The 18,522-nt window shown below is 41.1% G+C and carries 16 protein-coding genes and 1 pseudogene; all 17 read left to right on the top strand.

All coding sequences use genetic code 11. From position 1 onward, the window contains the following. Nucleotides 1-130 precede the first annotated feature (130 nt). The 17 genes and pseudogenes from B7725_RS02205 (at nucleotide 131) to B7725_RS02125 (ending at nucleotide 18,521) form a co-directional block, all read left to right on the top strand. Nucleotides 131-2,089: a peptide ABC transporter substrate-binding protein gene (locus B7725_RS02205; RefSeq protein WP_084874339.1), complete on the top strand. Its 1,959-nt coding sequence runs from the start codon at nucleotides 131-133 to the stop codon at nucleotides 2,087-2,089. Between the two features lie 145 nt (nucleotides 2,090-2,234). Beyond that, nucleotides 2,235-3,329, top strand: coding sequence for a cystathionine gamma-synthase (locus B7725_RS02200; protein WP_000031946.1), 1,095 nt, complete (start codon nucleotides 2,235-2,237; stop codon nucleotides 3,327-3,329). 7 nt (nucleotides 3,330-3,336) lie between these two features. Next, on the top strand, nucleotides 3,337-4,503 hold the full coding sequence (locus tag B7725_RS02195) for a MalY/PatB family protein (protein ID WP_084874337.1): 1,167 nt from the start codon (nucleotides 3,337-3,339) through the stop codon (nucleotides 4,501-4,503). Between the two features lie 92 nt (nucleotides 4,504-4,595). Then, nucleotides 4,596-7,691: a DEAD/DEAH box helicase gene (locus tag B7725_RS02190; protein ID WP_084874335.1), complete on the top strand. Its 3,096-nt coding sequence runs from the start codon at nucleotides 4,596-4,598 to the stop codon at nucleotides 7,689-7,691. Between the two features lie 47 nt (nucleotides 7,692-7,738). Further along, nucleotides 7,739-8,350 carry a hypothetical protein gene (locus tag B7725_RS02185; RefSeq protein ID WP_009730379.1) on the top strand — a complete coding sequence of 204 codons (612 nt, stop codon included), beginning with the start codon at nucleotides 7,739-7,741 and terminating at the stop codon, nucleotides 8,348-8,350. Between the two features lie 11 nt (nucleotides 8,351-8,361). Further along, a complete protein-coding gene (murC, locus tag B7725_RS02180) occupies nucleotides 8,362-9,696 on the top strand; it encodes a UDP-N-acetylmuramate--L-alanine ligase (RefSeq protein ID WP_084874334.1) in 1,335 nt (444 codons plus the stop codon). Nucleotides 9,697-9,705: 9 nt separating this feature from the next. After that, complete coding sequence (locus B7725_RS02175) at nucleotides 9,706-10,173, top strand: GNAT family N-acetyltransferase (protein WP_061598188.1); 468 nt, start codon at nucleotides 9,706-9,708, stop codon at nucleotides 10,171-10,173. Then, entirely contained in the window at nucleotides 10,170-10,673 is a 504-nt protein-coding gene (locus B7725_RS02170) for a GNAT family N-acetyltransferase (protein ID WP_061598189.1), read from the top strand. The genes B7725_RS02175 and B7725_RS02170 overlap by 4 nt, the downstream gene beginning before the upstream one ends. 74 nt (nucleotides 10,674-10,747) lie before the next feature. Then, entirely contained in the window at nucleotides 10,748-12,499 is a 1,752-nt protein-coding gene (mltG, locus tag B7725_RS02165; RefSeq protein WP_084874333.1) for an endolytic transglycosylase MltG, read from the top strand. 62 nt (nucleotides 12,500-12,561) lie between these two features. Continuing rightward, entirely contained in the window at nucleotides 12,562-13,044 is a 483-nt protein-coding gene (greA, locus tag B7725_RS02160; RefSeq protein ID WP_000818770.1) for a transcription elongation factor GreA, read from the top strand. 76 nt (nucleotides 13,045-13,120) lie between these two features. Then, a complete protein-coding gene (locus tag B7725_RS02155; RefSeq protein WP_057489444.1) occupies nucleotides 13,121-14,485 on the top strand; it encodes an amino acid permease in 1,365 nt (454 codons plus the stop codon). Nucleotides 14,486-14,585: 100 nt separating this feature from the next. Next, entirely contained in the window at nucleotides 14,586-14,996 is a 411-nt protein-coding gene (locus B7725_RS02150; RefSeq protein ID WP_009730376.1) for a GNAT family N-acetyltransferase, read from the top strand. Between the two features lie 59 nt (nucleotides 14,997-15,055). Then, on the top strand, nucleotides 15,056-15,652 hold the full coding sequence (locus tag B7725_RS02145) for an HAD family hydrolase (protein WP_000351391.1): 597 nt from the start codon (nucleotides 15,056-15,058) through the stop codon (nucleotides 15,650-15,652). Nucleotides 15,653-15,798: 146 nt separating this feature from the next. Further along, nucleotides 15,799-16,008, top strand: a complete 210-nt coding sequence (locus tag B7725_RS02140; protein WP_001107502.1) for a helix-turn-helix transcriptional regulator — start codon at nucleotides 15,799-15,801, stop codon at nucleotides 16,006-16,008. After that, nucleotides 15,998-16,471: a DUF6773 family protein gene (locus B7725_RS02135; protein WP_000797306.1), complete on the top strand. Its 474-nt coding sequence runs from the start codon at nucleotides 15,998-16,000 to the stop codon at nucleotides 16,469-16,471. Before B7725_RS02140 ends, B7725_RS02135 begins: the two co-directional genes overlap by 11 nt. Further along, nucleotides 16,461-16,950: pseudogene (locus tag B7725_RS02130) on the top strand (DUF6773 family protein). The gene B7725_RS02135 and the pseudogene B7725_RS02130 overlap by 11 nt, the downstream one beginning before the upstream one ends. A 116-nt stretch (nucleotides 16,951-17,066) precedes the next feature. After that, nucleotides 17,067-18,521 (top strand): nicotinate phosphoribosyltransferase, encoded by a 1,455-nt coding sequence (locus B7725_RS02125; protein WP_009730375.1) that lies wholly within the window; start codon nucleotides 17,067-17,069, stop codon nucleotides 18,519-18,521. Nucleotide 18,522: the final 1 nt, after the last annotated feature.

Here is an 18,522-nt window from a genome sequence, read left to right as displayed (position 1 = left end):
AAAAAAGAGAACTTTTTCTAAAATCAAGAGCAAAAAATATGTTTTTTTAAGTTTTTCTTTAGAAATTACTTGACTAAATAAAACTAAAGCTGTATAATAAGACAAAACTTTTAAACAGGAGGTTCTGGAAATGAAAAAGTCTAAGGCCAAGTATCTGACACTTGCAAGTGTCGTGTTAAGCGCTGGTATTCTACTGAGCGCATGTGGAAATTCAAGTAGCGCTTCTAAAACATATAACTATGTTTATTCGAGCGATCCATCTAGTTTGAACTATCTTGCAGAAAACCGTGCAACAACCAATGACATCGTGACCAATTTGGTGGATGGGTTGATGGAAAATGACCAATACGGTAACTATGTTCCATCGTTGGCAGAGGATTGGACTGTTTCTCAGGACGGTTTGACCTATACTTACAAATTGCGTAAGGATGCAAAATGGTATACTTATGAGGGTGAAGAATACGCCCCTGTAACGGCCCAAGACTTTGTGACAGGTTTGAAATATGCTGCTGATAAAAAATCCGAAGCTTTGTACCTGGTTCAAGACTCTGTAGCAGGTTTGGATGACTATATCAACGGGAAAACAACTGACTTTTCAACTGTCGGTGTTAAGGCGATTGACGACCAAACGGTTCAGTACACTTTGACACGTCCAGAATCTTATTGGAATTCTAAAACAACTTCAACCATTCTCTTCCCTGTCAATGCAGATTTCCTGAAATCAAAAGGGGATGACTTTGGTAAGGTAGATCCTTCTAGTATTTTGTACAATGGACCTTTCTTAATGAAATCTTTTGTTTCAAAATCTGTTATCGAATTCAAGAAAAATCCCAACTACTGGGATGAAAAGAATGTCTTTGTGGATGATGTGAAATTGGCCTATTATGATGGTAGTGACCAAGATGCACTAGCACGTAACTTTGTAGAAGGAGTCTATAGCTACGCGCGTCTCTATCCAAATAGCTCAAGCTTTGAAGGAATTAAAGAGAAGAACAAGGATAACATCATCTATAGTATGCAAAATGCAACTTCTTATTACTTGAACTTCAACTTGGACAGAAAATCTTATAACTTCACTTCTAAGTCCTCTGATATCGAAAAGAAATCAACCCAAGAAGCAGTTCTGAATAAAAACTTCCGTCAAGCCTTCAACTATGCTTATAATCGTACAGCCTATGGAGCACAATCTCAAGGGGAGGACGGAGCAACGAAGATTATTCGTAACTTGGTTGTACCTCCAACATTTGTAAGTATCAACGGAAAAGACTTTGGCGATGTTGTTTCAGAAAAGATGGTCAACTATGGCCAAGAATGGCAAGGAATCAACTTTGCAGATGCGCAAGATCCATACTACAATCCTGACAAGGCTAAAGCTAAATTTGCAGAAGCTAAGAAAGAATTGGAAGCTAAGGGTGTGCAATTCCCAATCCACTTGGATGTATCTGTAGACCAATCAGCTAAAAAAGGTGTACTTGAAGCAAGCTCTTTGAAACAATCCATCGAATCTGTTCTAGGAGCTGAGAATGTAGTTATCGATATCCAACAATTATCAACAGATGACTTTGACAACTCTAGCTACCTAGCTCAAACTGCAGCTCAAAAAGACTTTGATATCTATAATGGCGGTTGGAGTGCGGACTACTTGGATCCATCAAGTTATCTTGATATCTTAAATGTCAATAACGGTGGTATGTTGCAAAACATTGGTCTAGAACCAGGTGAGGTCAATGACAAGGCTAAGGCAGTTGGTCTGGATACTTACACTCAAATGTTAGAAGAAGCGAACAAGGAGCAAGAACCAGCAAAACGTTATGAAAAATATGCTGAAATTCAAGCTTGGCTAGTTGATAGCGCCCTTGCTATTCCAAACGTTTCTCAGGGTGGAACACCGACCTTGAGAAAGACAGTTCCATTCTCATCACCATTCTCACAAGCTGGAAATAAGGGTGTCGAATCATACAAGTATCTCAAGTTACAAGATAAGACTGTAACGGCTGATGAGTATGAAAAAGCGAAAGAAAAATGGCTGAAAGAAAAAGAAGAATCAAATAAAAAAGCCCAAGAAGAACTGGCAAAACACGTTAAATAACCAGTCTATTCAACAGGAAAAACGATAGTTTCTCAAGGAACTATCGTTTTTATATAGTTTGAAACTATAACTAGCTCTTGAAAACAAGAAAATGAGTTAGTGAAAATAAGTGGTACAATAGTTACTATAGATTTGGAGGTATTGTATGAGCAAAGAACTACACATCAACACAATTTTGGCCCAGGCGGGAATCAAGTCAGATGAGGCTACAGGTGCCTTGGTAACACCGCTTCATTTTTCAACCACTTATCAGCATCCAGAGTTCGGTCAGTCTACGGGATTTGACTATACTCGTACCAAAAACCCAACTCGCAGTAAGGCGGAGGAAGTCTTGGCGGCAATCGAATCAGCAGATTATGCCCTAGCGACAAGCTCAGGTATGGCTGCGATTGTACTGGCTTTTAGTGTTTTTCCAGTAGGAAGTAAAGTCTTGGCTGTACGCGATCTGTATGGGGGTTCTTTCCGTTGGTTCAATCAAGTCGAGCAAGAAGGCCGTTTCCATTTTACCTATGCCAATACAGAAGAAGAGTTGATTGCTGAGTTGGAGAAAGATGTGGATGTTCTCTATATTGAAACACCAACCAATCCCTTGATGTTGGAATTTGATATTGCCAAACTAGCCAAACTAGCTCATGCCAAAGGTGCCAAGGTAGTGGTGGACAATACCTTCTACAGTCCGATTTACCAACGTCCGATTGAAGATGGTGCGGATATCGTTCTTCATTCTGCCACCAAGTATCTAGCAGGGCACAATGATGTCTTGGCTGGGGTCGTTGTGACTAATAGTTTAGAACTATATGAGCAACTGTTCTACAATTTGAATACGACAGGTGCGGTCTTGTCACCATTTGATAGTTATCAGTTGATTCGTGGCCTTAAAACTCTACCTCTTCGTATGGAGCGTTCTACAGCCAATGCCCAAGAAGTGGTTGCCTTTTTGAAGGATTCACCTGCTGTCAAGGAAGTGCTCTATACTGGACGTGGAGGCATGATTTCCTTTAAAGTAGTGGATGAAAAACGTATTCCTCATATTTTAAATAGCCTCAAGGTCTTCTCATTTGCGGAAAGTTTGGGTGGGGTAGAGAGTCTGATCACCTATCCGACGACTCAAACCCATGCGGATATTCCAGCAGAAGTGCGCCATTCCTATGGCTTAACAGATGACCTCTTGCGCTTGTCAATTGGGATTGAGGATGCTAGAGATTTGATTGCGGACTTGCGCCAAGCTTTGGAAGGATAAGATAGATATGGGAAAATATGATTTTACAAGCCTGCCCAATCGTTTTGGGCACCATACCTATAAATGGAAAGAAGCGGAAGCTGATCGCGAAGTTCTACCAGCCTGGATAGCAGATATGGACTTTGTGGTTTTGCCTGAGGTTCGACAAGCTGTACAAGCCTACGCAGATCAGTTGGTCTATGGCTATACCTATGCCAGTGATGCTTTGATTGAGTCGGTTCAGGACTGGGAAGCTACACAACACGGCTATCACTTTGACAAGGATGCCCTCGTCTTTATAGAGGGAGTGGTACCAGCCATTTCAACAGCTATTCAAGCCTTTACAAAAGAAGGAGAGGCTGTTCTGATTAACACACCGGTCTATCCACCTTTTGCCCGCAGTGTCAAACTGAACAATCGCAGATTGATTACCAATTCTTTGGTGGAAAAGGATGGGCTGTTTGAGATTGACTTTGACCAGTTGGAGAAGGAATTGGTGGAAGAGGATGTGAAGCTTTATATCCTTTGCAATCCCCACAATCCTGGTGGACGTGTTTGGGAAAAGGAAGTGTTAGAAAAGATTGGGCATCTCTGCCAAAAACATGGTGTTTTGTTGGTTTCAGATGAGATTCACCAAGATTTGGCACTCTTTGGTCACAAACACCAGTCTTTTAATACCATTGATCCTGCTTTTAAAGACTTCGCCCTTATCTTGAGCAGTGCCACTAAGACCTTTAATATTGCTGGGACCAAGAATTCCTATGCAGTTATTGAAAATCCCAAGCTTCGTGTTGCTTTCCAAAAACGCCAGTTGGCCAATAACCAGCATGAAATCTCAGGCTTGGGGTATTTGGCGACAGAAGCTGCCTACCGTTATGGCAAGGACTGGTTAGGAGAGTTGAAAGAAGTCATTGAGGACCACATTAACTATGTAGTGGATGTTTTGGGCAACGAAACCAAGATTAAGGTCATGAAACCGCAAGGTACCTACTTGATCTGGCTTGATTTTTCAGCCTATAACCTAACTGATGAGCGCTTGCAAGAGCTTTTGAGAAATGAAGCTAAGGTTATCCTCAACCGTGGTTTGGATTATGGAGAGGAAGGAAATCTTCATGCCCGCCTCAATGTAGCCATGCCGAAGTCAGTACTGGAAGAGGTTTGCCAACGCATCGTGACCACTTTTGCTACACTTTAAAAATCGAGCCTTCTAGGAGAAAAGTCTTCCTAGAAGGCTATTTTCGTAGGGGAAAATGTGGTATAATGAAAAGATAAGATAAAGGGGTAACTATGGCTAAATTGATTCCAGGAAAGTTGCGCATGGAGGGGGTTACACTCTATGAAACAGGCAACATTGAGATTATCAAGGAAAAAGGGAATCGCCTCTATACTCGTGTGGCGGGAGAAGACTTGCGCTACAGTTTAGAGGATGATCTGGTTTTTTGTGCTTGTGATTTTTTCCAAAAAAGAGGTTACTGTGTTCACCTCGCAGCGCTCGAGCATTATCTGAAGAATGATGAGGAAGGCCAGGTGATTTTACAAGCCTTAGAAAAAGGACATGAAGAGCAAGAAGAGGTCGAAACCAAGGTTAGTTTTGGTGGTAGTTTTTTGGAGCGTATTCAACCTCAGAAGAGAGAGAAAATCTACACTTTGTCGGCTCAAGGGCAGGTGGAAGCTGGAACCAATCGCCTCCTTTGGACTCTCCGAATCGGTTTAGTTGATAGTCAAAAATATTATGTCATTCGTGACATCCCTCTCTTTTTGAAGGTCTTGGTCCAACGAAAGCCATACATGATTGGGAAACACTATGAAAATGACTTGTCTTGGGATGCTTTTGATACAGCTAGTCAAGAAGTTCTTACTTTTTTATGTGGCTTGATTGAGGAGGGACTGAGTCAAGACCTCTTTTTCCCAAATCAAGGTCGTCACCTCTTTTTCCCTCTGACCTTTTTTGAGCAGGGAGTGGAGTTGCTGATGAACTTGGAAGATTTTCATTTCGAACACCAGATCGATAGTTATGAAAATCTTCTCTTTCATGATTTAGATCCCGATGCGGGACTTTTCACTTTTTCTGTGAGGGAGCATCCCGATTATTTTGAAATGGAGATTTCTGAAAGTGAGCGAGTCAACGTATTCTATGGGGGAGCGGTTCTATTTCGTAAGGGGAATCTTTATCTCTTAAACCCTAAACAAATCAGCCTACTAAAGGAAATTAAGGAGCTTCCTCAGGAGGAGAGAGGGAGAAAATGCCTCCAGTTTGACAACAGTGATCGTGACCGTCTGGCCGCTTGTCTGCCTTTGTTTGGACAGCTAGGAATAGTGTCTGCCCCCGAGCGCTTGCAAATCAGACCCTTTTCACCAATCTTTTACTTTGATAGGGAGGATGACGGCCGCATCCGCTTGGATATCCAGTTTGACTATGGAGATGTTAAGGTGACTAGTCGTCAACAGCTGGAACAATTACCATTTTCAAGTGATGCTGTCTTGGAAAACCAATTATTTCAAGTCTGTTTAGGGGCTGGTTTTGAGGCTGATTTTCAGTCTTGGAGACAGGCCTTGAAGCCAGAGGCAGTTTATTCTTTCTTTCACCATACGATTCCAGCTTTTGAGAAGTTGGGTCAGGTTTTCTTGTCTGATGAGATAAATCAGCTCTACAGCGTCCAAGCTCCTCAGGTTCAGATTGAGTCCAAGGGAGGACTGTTGGAAATCCAATTTGATTTTCAAGGGATTGCCCAAGAAGAGATTGATCAAGCTCTTAAAGCCCTGACCAGCAATCAGGATTTCTATATCAGTTCTTCTGACCAAGTGTACTTTTTTGATGAGGAAACCAAGCAGATTCGTCAAAATTTACAGGAACTGGGGGTTGAGCTAAAAGATGGTTCTTTTCAAGCTCGGAAATCTCTGGCTTATAGCCTTTCTCAGCTTTTTGAAGGTCGAGATAGGATCTCCTTTTCGGAGGAATTTCAGCATTTAGCTCATGATTTGACCCATCCAGAGGATTTTCCTTTGGGAGATATACGGGTGCAGGCGAGTTTGAGAGACTATCAGGAAAAGGGTGTTCGTTGGCTCCAAATGCTACATTACTATGGTTTTGGTGGCATTCTGGCAGATGATATGGGACTGGGAAAAACACTGCAAACTATCGCTTTTTTGACTAGTCAGGTGACAGAAGACAGTCGGGTCTTGATTTTAGCGCCGTCAGGTTTGATCTACAACTGGACAGATGAATTCAGGAAATTTGCCCCACAGTTGGATTTGACTGTCGTTCATGGTTTGAAAGCGAATCGAGAAGCAATTCTTTCTGAAAATCACCAAATCTATGTGACTAGCTATGCCACCTTTCGTCAAGACAGCGAGCTTTATCAAGAGATGGCTTTTGATTTTCTCTTTTTAGATGAAGCCCAGGTCATGAAAAATGCCCAGACTAAGATTGCTCAGAGTTTGCGCCAGTTTGTGGTGCCGGCAGTCTTTGCTTTGTCAGGTACGCCCATCGAAAATCATTTAGGAGAGTTGTGGTCTATCTTCCAAATTGTGCTTCCGGGGCTCTTACCTAACAAGAAGGAGTTTATGAAATTACCGGCTGACCGAGTAGCGCAGTTTATCAAGCCCTTCGTCATGAGGCGTAAGAAAGAAGAAGTCCTTACAGAACTGCCTGATCTGATCGAAGTCGTCTATAAAAATGAACTGGAAGATCAGCAGAAGGCCATCTATCTAGCCCAGTTGCAACAGATGCGAGACCGCCTAGCACAAGTGACAGATCAAGAATTCCAGAGAAGTCGGGTAGAAATCTTATCTGGTCTCATGCGTTTACGCCAGATCTGCGATACGCCAGCTCTCTTTATGGACGATTACCAAGGAGCCAGTGGTAAATTGGATAGTCTCCGAGATTTATTGCTACAAGTGGCAGATGGTGGGCATCGGGTCTTGATTTTCTCTCAATTTAAAGGAATGTTGGAAAAAATCGAGCAAGAGCTCCCAAATTTGGGCTTGACTTCCTTCAAAATTACGGGCTCAACTCCTGCTCAAGACCGACAAGAGATGACCAAAATATTTAATCAAGGGGAAAGGGATATCTTTCTCATCTCCCTTAAGGCAGGTGGTGTCGGTCTCAATCTGACAGGAGCTGACACCGTCATCCTAGTGGACCTCTGGTGGAATCCTGCTGTCGAGGCTCAGGCTATCGGACGAGCTCATCGAATGGGACAGGAACGGAAGGTAGAAGTTTATCGTTTGATTACTAGAGGAACCATTGAAGAAAAGATTCAAGAACTCCAAGAACAGAAGAGACACCTAGTTTCCCAAGTTTTAGATGGGACGGAATCGCGTGCGAGTCTTAGTCTGGCAGAAATTCGAGAAATTTTAGGGATTTCTGAAGCCAGCACTTGAAAAATCAAGACAATACGCTATAATGAAGTGTTGAAAGGAAATACAAAATGAAACAAGATCGATTTCCATTGGTGTCAGATGATGAGATCATGCTGACCAAAATGCCAGTCATGGACTTGTACGATGAGTCAGACTTTATTAGCAATATCAAGGGTGATTACCGCGATAAAAACTATTTGGAATGGTCTCCTATCAATGAGGAACAGGCTGTAACTCCTTCGGTAGCTAGCAAGGAGTCAAAACCAGGCCCAGAATCTAAAAAAATTGAAAAAACGTATGCTGAATTGGCTAGAGAAGAGGCGCGTGCGGACTTGAAGAAGAAACGCTCAGCCAAGTATTTGACTCAGGATGTTAGTCATACCAGACGACACAATGGTTCAACACTTGTTCGTCAAGGAAACCAACCAACAGCACCATTTCAAAAGGAAAATCCAGGTGAGTTTGCCAAGTTTAGTAAAAACTTGAGCCAGTCCCACTATATTCTAGCCGAGGAAGCTGGCCAGGTAGTGACTCCAACTCCGAAATCTCAAACGGAAAAGGCTAAAAAGAACAACTATGATTTTCTAAAGAAGAGTCAAATATATAATAAAAAGAATAAGCAAACGGAACAGGAACGTCAGGTTGCCCAAGAGTTGAATCTGACAAGAATTACTGAGTAAGGGAGAAAAACATGTCAAAAACATATCATTTTATTGGAATCAAGGGATCAGGGATGAGTGCCTTGGCCTTGATGTTGCACCAAATGGGACACAAGGTTCAAGGTTCAGACGTTGAAAAATACTACTTTACTCAACGTGGACTAGAGCAGGCAGGGATTACGATTCTTCCTTTTGATGAAAAGAACCTGCAAGGGGATCTTGAAATTATTGCTGGAAATGCCTTTCGTCCAGATAATAACGTTGAAATCGCCTATGCCGACAAAAATGGTATCAGCTACAAACGTTACCATGAATTCCTAGGCAGCTTTATGCGTGACTTTGTCAGCATGGGGGTTGCAGGAGCGCATGGTAAGACATCAACGACTGGGATGCTGTCTCATGTTTTGTCTCACATCACAGACACTAGCTTCTTGATTGGGGATGGAACGGGTCGAGGTTCTGAAAATGCTAAGTATTTTGTTTTTGAATCTGACGAATATGAGCGTCATTTCATGCCTTACCACCCAGAATACTCTATTATCACCAATATTGACTTTGACCATCCAGACTACTTTACTAGTCTAGAGGATGTTTTCAATGCCTTTAATGACTATGCTAAACAAATTACCAAAGGTTTATTCGTCTACGGTGAGGATGCTGAGTTGCGTAAGATTACAGCCAATGCTCCAATCTATTACTATGGCTTTGATGCTGAGGGAAATGACTTTGTAGCTAGCGACCTTCTACGTTCTACGACTGGTTCGACCTTCACAGTTCATTTCCGCGGACAAGAGTTGGGTCAATTCCACATTCCAACCTTTGGTCGTCACAATATTATGAATGCGACAGCCGTTATTGGTTTACTTTATACAGCAGGGTTTGATTTGAACTTGGTACGTGAACACTTGAAAACATTTGCTGGTGTCAAGCGTCGTTTCACTGAAAAGGTTGTCAATGGCACCATTATTATTGATGATTTCGCCCACCATCCAACGGAAATCATTGCGACCTTAGATGCGGCTCGTCAGAAATACCCAAGCAAGGAAATTATTGCAATCTTCCAACCACACACTTTTACTAGAACAATTGCCCTATTGGACGACTTTGCTAAAGCTTTGAGCCAGGCAGATGCTGTTTACTTGGCGAAAATCTATGGATCAGCCCGTGAGGTGGACCATGGTGACGTCAAGGTAGAAGACCTAGCAGATAAAATTAAGAAGAAAAGCCAAGTCATCACAGTTGAAAATGTATCACCACTCCTTGAGCATGATAATGCAGTCTATGTCTTTATGGGAGCAGGAGACATCCAAACCTATGAGTACTCATTTGAACGTCTTTTGTCTAATTTGACAAGTAACGTCCAATAAGAAAAAAGAATGGAAATTCCAATCACCATAGGACGGGCTACATTATCGGATTTAGAAGAAATTGTAGCAATTGAAGAATCTTGTTTATCCTCAGAAGAAATAGTGAGCTACGAGTTTTTAGAAGAGAGTATCCGTAAGATTACGGATACCTTTCTTGTAGCTAGAGATGAAAACCAGCTCCTAGGCTATGTTTTAGGAGAGTCTCAGTCTCTTCATCCCGCATGGATAGAAATAAGATCATTTGCTATTCATCCTGACCATCGCGGGCAAGGCTTGGGGACCCTTCTTCTTGCTAGCTTGAAACAAGTGGCGGTGGAAGGAGGGTATGAGTATCTTCGCTTGACTTGTCCTGATGACTTGCTCTCTTATTTTGAGATGAATGACTTTGCTACGGGAGAATTGCTAGAGGCTTCGTACGCAAGATTTTCGGGATGGAATCTGATTTGGGCCAATCCTTTTTATCAGGAGGAAGTATGAAAATCAGACACGCAAGATTTTCGGATTTAGATCAAATTTTAGAGATAGAGCTGGAGAATTTCTCCCTTGAAGAAGCGATTCCTCGTTTGGTCTTTGAGGCGCACTTACGTGAAATTCAGACCAGTTTTCTGGTAGCTGAAAAGGAGGGGCGTATTCTTGGTTATATCGAAGGTCCAGTCGTCCCACACCGCCATCTACATGATCAGTCCTTTACAGAAGAAATAAAAGACTATAGCCATCAACCTGGAGGTTATATTTCTGTGACTTGCCTATCTATTGCCAAGGAAGCACAAGCTTTGGGGGTAGGGAAAAGACTATTAAAGACTCTGAAAGAGGTCGCTTTAGAACATGAACGAGAAGGTATCAATTTGACCTGTCATGATTACCTTATCTCCTATTACGAAAAGCACGGCTTTGTTAATGAAGGAATATCCCAGTCAAACTTTGCTGGGGAAACATGGTATGATATGGTCTGGCAGCCTGAAAATAAAGAAAACTAGCTAGGGAATGCCCTAGTTGGTTGCTTTTCTGCGACTTTTAAGATATAATATTAGGGATTGTCAACAAGGAGGTAATGCTTTTGACTGAAAAATCAAGAGAAGAAGAAAAATTAAGCTTTAAAGAGCAGATTCTACGTGATTTAGAGAGAGTAAAAGAACAAGATAGAAGAGAGAAAGAAGTAGACATTCCAAATCTGACAGCTTCATTATCTCAAGCTAGTTCAGTAACTCCTGCAAATCCTGAATCTGATACTTCAACAGAAGAGTTGATGGCTGATTCCCTATCTGTTGTCGATAAAATTCTAAAGAATGCGCCGAGTGTTCCTCCACTTTCGAGTGCTGAAGCTGATAAAACGGATGAAAAAGAAGAGAAAGAGATTAGACAGCCTGTCATTGACAAGATTGAAGTTGTAGAATCTGAAGAACCTCTAGTAGAACCGATTCATCCAGCTGAAGAACCTGTAGTGGAGTCCGTTCAACCTAAGGTGGAACCAGTTGAACTTGAACCTGAAGAAAAAGAATTTAACGATACTCCGACCAAGATAGATGTGACTTATAAGACAGAAGAGGCCAATACATCAGTTGCTTCTTCTGAGAATAAAGCTGAAGCGCTAGCTTCAACTGGATCCTCAGACAGATTAACGGAGGAATCACGTCGTAACCGTCGCCGTAAAGGTAAAAAGCCAACCAAGAAAAAGAAGAAATCAAAGGCCAAAGGTTTCCTAGTAACCTTTTTAGTCCTCTTGGTGCTTGTGGCTGCTGGTGGATACTTTGGATACGGTTACGTTCAAAACTCTTTGAAACCTGTTGATGCGAGCTCTAAGGAGTATGTGACAGTTCAAATTCCAGAAGGATCAAACGTGCAACAAATTGGGAGCACTTTGGAAAAATCTGGTTTGGTCAAACATGGACTTATCTTTAGTATTTATGCTAAGTATAAGGGTTCAGATTTGAAGTCAGGTTATTACAATTTGAAGAAGAGCATGAGTACGGATGACTTGATTCAAGAATTGCAAAAAGGTGGAACTCCTGAACCTCAAGAACCAGTGCTTGCGAACTTAACTATTCCAGAAGGTTATACCTTAGAGCAAATTGCTCAGACAGTAGGTCAACTCCAAGGTGATTTTAAAGAACCTCTTACAGCGGATGCTTTCATGGCAAAAGCTCAAGATGAAACCTTCATCTCCCAACTAGTAGCCAAGTATCCAAACCTTCTTGGAAGTCTTCCAACAAAAGACAGTGGCGTTCGTTATCGTCTTGAAGGTTATCTTTTCCCAGCAACCTACACTATCAAAGACAGCACCACAGTTGAAAGCTTGATTGATGATATGTTGGCAGCTATGGACAAGGCCATGTCACCGTATTACACTACGATCAAAGAAAAGAATCTGACAGTTAATGAATTGCTCAGTATTGCTTCTCTTGTCGAAAAAGAAGGGGCTAAGACTGAAGATCGTAAATTGATTGCGGGAGTCTTCTATAACCGCTTGAATCTTGGTATGCCACTTCAAAGCAACATTGCTATCTTGTATGCTGAAGGAAAACTTGGCCAAAAGATTAGCTTGGCTGATGATACTGCAATTGATACTACGATTGATTCACCTTATAATGTTTATACACATCTTGGCCTCATGCCCGGCCCAGTTGATAGTCCAAGCCTTGATGCTATTGAAGCAAGTGTAAATCAGACAAAGAGTGAGTACTTGTACTTTGTAGCAAATGTTGAAGACGGTAAAGTGTACTTTGCAACGACAAAAGAAGAGCATGACCAAAACGTTGCAGAACATATCAATAGTAAATTAACACAATCAAGTAGTTCAAACTAAAATTATGTGGTTTTCCACATAATTTTGTTTTAAAAAAAGTAATAGAAAAGAAAGTTGAAAAAATGGCAGAAAAAACTTACCCAATGACCCTTGAAGAAAAGAAAAAGTTAGAAAAAGAATTAGAAGAATTGAAACTAGTTCGTCGTCCCGAAGTCGTAGAGCGTATCAAGATTGCTCGTTCCTATGGAGACCTTTCAGAAAATAGTGAGTATGAAGCAGCTAAGGATGAACAAGCTTTTGTTGAAGGACAAATTTCAAGTCTAGAAACAAAAATTCGCTATGCTGAAATTGTTAATAGCGATGCAGTTGCCCAAGATGAGGTAGCTATCGGTAAGACCGTAACCATTCAAGAAATCGGTGAAGAGGAAGAAGAAGTCTACATCATCGTCGGTTCTGCAGGTGCGGATGCTTTCGCTGGGAAGGTATCAAATGAAAGTCCTATTGGACAAGCTTTGATCGGCAAAAAAACAGGCGATATTGTTACGATTGAGACACCTGTTGGTAGTTACGATGTCAAAATTTTAAAGGTTGAAAAAACAGCCTAAATAGAATGAAAACGGAGTAGTGGAGGTCTTGACTTGCTCAACTCCTTTTTGATTTTTTGAATAAATAGGAGACTATATGAGTTCAAATAAGAAAAAAAATAAAATGGAGCGTGGTTTAACCAATCGCCATGTTCAGGTGATGGCCATTGCGGGGACAATCGGAACAGGACTTTTCCTAGGTGCTGGTCGTTCTATCAGCCTTACTGGACCTTCTATCATCCTGATTTACATGATTACAGGAGCCTTTATGTTTTTGATGATGAGGGCTGTTGGGGAGATGCTATATCAGGATCCAGAACAACATACTTTTATCAACTTTATCACCCGTCATTTGGGGAAAGGCTGGGGGTATTTCTCTGTTTGGTCTTATTGGTTGTCTGTTGTCTTTATCGGTATGGCAGAAATCACTGCGATTTCGCATTATGTTCAGTTTTGGTTTCCTTCTTGGCCTAGTTGGTTGATTCAGATTGTTTTTTTAACGATTTTGGCCTTGGTCAATCTGATTGCGGTTAAGCTCTTTGGAGAAGTCGAGTTTTGGTTTGCTATGGTTAAGATTGTGGCTATTTTAGCTATGATTGCAACAGGGGTCTTTATGGTCTTGACAGGATTTGAAACACCATATGGTGCTGCAAGTCTGGCAAATATCAGCAATCAATTCTCTCTTTTCCCAAATGGAGTCATGAACTTTGTCATGGCCTTTCAAATGGTATTTTTTGCCTATCTGATGATTGAATTTATCGGAGTGACAACCTCTGAAACGAAGAATCCTCGTCAGGTTTTGCCAAAAGCAGTTAAAGAAATTCCTCTCCGAATTGTCTTCTTCTATGGCGGTGCTCTATTAGCCATTATGTCTATTATTCCCTGGAGAGAACTTGCTTCTTCAGATTCACCATTTGTAACGGTTTTTGAGCTGGCAGGTATTAAGTGGGCGGCAGCTCTGATTAACTTCGTTGTTTTGACGTCGGCAGCATCTGCTCTTAATTCAACCCTCTATTCAACAGGGCGACACCTCTACCAGATTGCTCATGATTCACCCAATCGCTTCCTAAAAGCGATCAAGGCAGATACTCTCTCTCGCCATAATGTTCCACAAAATGCTATTATTGCTTCAGCAATCTTGATTGCTCTGGCTGCCTTTATCAATGTTTTGCCAGGTGTTTCCGATGCCTTTGCTTTGATTACGGCGTCTTCATCAGGTGTTTACATCGCGATTTATATCTTGATCATGGTGGCTCATCTCAAATACCGCAAGTCACAAGACTTCATGGCGGATGGCTACCTCATGCCCCATTACCGTTTTCTAAATCCTTTAACCATGCTCTTCTTTATCTTTGTCTTTGTAACCCTCTTTTTACAAGAATCTACTTTTATGGGAGCAATTGGTTCAGCTATCTGGATTATCGGTTTCGGAATTTATAGCCAGTGGAAATTTAGAAAATAACTCATGAACTCATCAACTCTGCTTGGTGAGTTTTTTTCTAGTTTGACAGTCTATTGAAATAAGATTATAATCAAGCTGTAACAGTTCGAAGGAGGTTTGGATGCACTTTAGATTGGAAAATAAGGAATCGCATAAAGCACAAGAAATAGGAAATCTGATTCGTTCTTATAATCGTTCCAAAAGAGAAGAGGCTGAAAGCGAGCCACTGAATCTTTATGTTGAAGACGAAAAGGGTAATCTCTTGGCAGGCTTAGTAGCAGAGACTTTCGGAAATTGGTTGGAAATCGAGTATTTGTTTGTGAAAGAGGAATTGCGAGAACAGGGAATCGGTTCAAAACTATTGCAACAGGCAGAAAGTGAAGCTAAGAATCGAAACTGTCGTTTTGCTTTTGTCAATACTTACCAGTTTCAGGCGCCAGATTTTTATAAAAGGCATGGCTACAAGGAAGTCTTTACCTTGCAAGACTATCCCTATACAGGACAAAGATACTATTACCAAAAGGATTTGTAAGCTAAATATGAAAGTATAAATCAAAGAGGAAATCTTCACATCGCTATGGAGGTGGGCTAATGGATATCATACTAGATATGGGCAACGTTTTATTAGAATGGAACAAAGATAAGATTTTGCAAGGTGTTTCGGATACGAAGGAAGAATATTTGATTTTAGATAAGGCCATTTTTCAGTCGGGACTTTGGGAAAGATTAGATCTTGGAACCATGACGAGAGAAGAGTTGGTGCTTAAAGTTGTGTCAATGATTGGCAGGACCTATCAAAAGAAGGTCGAAGAAGTTATCTGGAACTGGTCTAGCTACATTGACATTTATACGGAAGTTTTTCCTGTCTTGTCAGAACTAAAGAAAAAGGGGCATCGCATCTTTGTCTTGTCCAATACCTCAAAGGTATTTTATGACTTGCTGGAAGAGCAACTATCTCCCTTAAAAGAACTTTTAGATGGCTTTGTCTTATCCTGTGATATAAAAGCTATAAAGCCTGATTTGGTAATGTTTAAGGAGATTCTCGATAAATACCAGCTAGATCCTACAAATTGTGTCTTTCTAGACGATATTGAGGACAATACAAACGCAGCTCAGAAATTGGGCATCAAGGCCCATCAGGTCAAGAAAAGAAGTGATGTCGTTGATATTTTGAAATCCTATATTTAAAGGCAACGCTCTCTATTTTTTGTAGTAGAGAGTTTTTTTGTTAATAAAATCTCACAAAATGACATTTATATATTGCATTAAGTTAGATATATGGTATAATGTTTTTAAAAGAAGCGCAACTTTTAAAAATGTGAAGGAGGACGCTAGTGGCTAAAAATTTAAAATTAAAATTAGCTCGGGTGGAGCGTGATTTAACACAAGGGGATTTGGCAGAAGCTGTGGGCGTTACTAGGCAGACTATAGGCTTGATTGAAGCTGGGAAATACAATCCTAGTCTCTCCCTCTGCCAGTCCATTTGCAGATGCTTAGGAAAAACATTAGACCAACTATTTTGGGAGGAAGAAGATGAAAAATAGAAAAAAACTTGTGATCAAAGATGAACGTACGGAAAAATTGGATGGAAAGATTTCAGGAGAAATTCTTTTGGGAATGTGCCTATTTTTGGCACTGGAAATTTTTGCCAAAGTTTATATTTTTAATTTAACGCTTCTATCCTATTCACCAGAATTACTTTTATTGATTGGAGTAGGTTTGTATGCCATTATTCGCCGCATGTATGTAGGAATTGATATTCGAGATATTGTTGAGAATACTGGAAAAGAAAGAATTTTATCTGCTTTGGGATTTTCTATAGTGGTTTTATTGATTGATATCGTAGGCAATCGCGAGGAACTGGTCAGTCTATTGACTTGGAAGTACTCCCTAAAAGTGGTTCTAGCAGTTATCATCTATCTCGTTGGGAGTTATTCTATGGATAGAGTTATCCTATACTTGAATCGCAGAAATCAGCAAGTTTGGGAGGAAGAAGATGAAAAATAGATTTTTTTATTATCAATTACTAGACGAAAGGGAAGAACAACTGATTAACAAAGCTGGGACAGAGTCTTTTTATGTGTTTATCGGGCTCATTCTACTAAGTTATTTGGTGGCAGTATTAGCACCTGCTCTTTTTAATCCTAATATTCTTCTGGTTACCCTTCTTTTAGAAATTTTCTTCTTTTTCAATCGTGCACGACAACTTGGAGTGACCTACTATAGTCGTTTTCATTTTACGATTATAGGGTGTCTGCTGGTAACTCTCGCTATTACGACTCTTTTGATGTTGCAGAATTATCAATTCAATATCGAAATTTATCAGCACAATCCTTTGAACGTTAAATACTTATCTGCTTGGGTGCTTACTTATCTGATTTACCTTCCTTGGGTTTTTATCGGTAATCTCGGTCTTAAAAGTTATGGCGAATGGGCTCAAAAAAAAGTTTGAGCAAGATATGGATGAACTGGAGAATGGAGAATAGCTTGTTAGCTTTTTATCAATCTCGGTAAAATGTGTTATAATAGTACTGATTTATCGGATGGTGTGAAAGTGGTAGAATACGTTCATACCTTTATAAAGAAGGAAGAAGGAAAACAGATGTATCCAGATGATAGTTTGACATTGCACACGGACTTGTACCAGATTAATATGATGCAAGTTTACTTTGACCAAGGGATTCACAATAAGAAGGCGGTTTTTGAAGTTTATTTCCGCCAGCAACCTTTTCAGAACGGCTATGCGGTTTTTGCTGGTTTGGAAAGAATTGTGAACTATCTTAAAGACTTGCACTTTTCAGATAGCGATATTGCCTACTTGGAGTCGCTTGGCTATCACGGGGCATTCTTAGACTACCTCCGCAATCTCAAGTTGGAGTTGACGGTTCGTTCTGCCCAGGAAGGGGACTTGGTTTTTGCTAATGAGCCAATTGTGCAGGTGGAAGGCCCTCTAGCCCAATGTCAATTGGTTGAAACTGCTCTTTTAAACATCGTTAACTTTCAAACCTTGATAGCGACTAAGGCGGCACGTATTCGTTCGGTTATTGAAGATGAACCCTTGATGGAGTTTGGGACACGTCGTGCGCAAGAAATGGATGCAGCTATCTGGGGAACACGCGCAGCCGTGATTGGTGGCGCCGATGGAACCAGCAACGTGCGTGCTGGTAAACTCTTTGATATTCCTGTCTTGGGGACTCATGCCCATGCCTTGGTACAAGTTTATGGAAACGACTATGAAGCGTTCAAGGCTTATGCGGCGACCCATCGTGACTGTGTCTTTCTAGTAGATACTTATGACACGTTGCGAATCGGTGTGCCAGCTGCCATTCAGGTGGCGCGTGAGCTGGGTGATCAGATTAACTTTATGGGTGTGCGGATCGACTCTGGGGACATTGCCTACATTTCCAAGAAAGTCCGTCAGCAACTGGACGAGGCTGGCTTTACAGAGGCTAAGATCTATGCTTCTAATGATTTGGATGAAAATACTATTCTCAACCTCAAGATGCAAAAGGCCAAGATTGATGTCTGGGGTGTGGGAACCAAGCTGATTACAGCCTATGATCAGCCAGCTCTTGGGGCAGTTTATAAGATTGTAGCTATCGAAGATGAGAATGGTCGTATGCGCAATACCATCAAACTGTCTAATAATGCTGAAAAAGTATCAACGCCAGGTAAGAAACAGGTGTGGCGCATTACCAGTCGTGAAAAAGGCAAGTCAGAAGGCGACTACATCACCTATGATGGTGTGGATGTGAGCGGTATGACTGAAATCAAGATGTTCCATCCGACTTATACATACATCAAGAAGACCGTTCGTAATTTTGATGCCGTTCCTCTCTTAGTGGATATCTTTAAAGAAGGAAAATTGGTTTACGATTTGCCTAGTTTGACCGAGATTCAGTCCTATGCTCGCAAAGAATTTGACAAGCTTTGGGATGAGTATAAACGGGTACTCAATCCACAGCACTATCCAGTAGATTTGGCGCATGATATTTGGCAAGATAAGATGGACTTGATTGACAAGATGCGCAAAGAAGCCCTTGGTGAAGGAGAATAAG

This window comes from Streptococcus oralis subsp. tigurinus, assembly GCF_002096275.1.
Classification (GTDB): domain Bacteria; phylum Bacillota; class Bacilli; order Lactobacillales; family Streptococcaceae; genus Streptococcus; species Streptococcus oralis_CN.
Note: the sequence above shows the minus strand (reverse complement) of the source record. Positions and strands in the feature narration are given on the sequence as shown.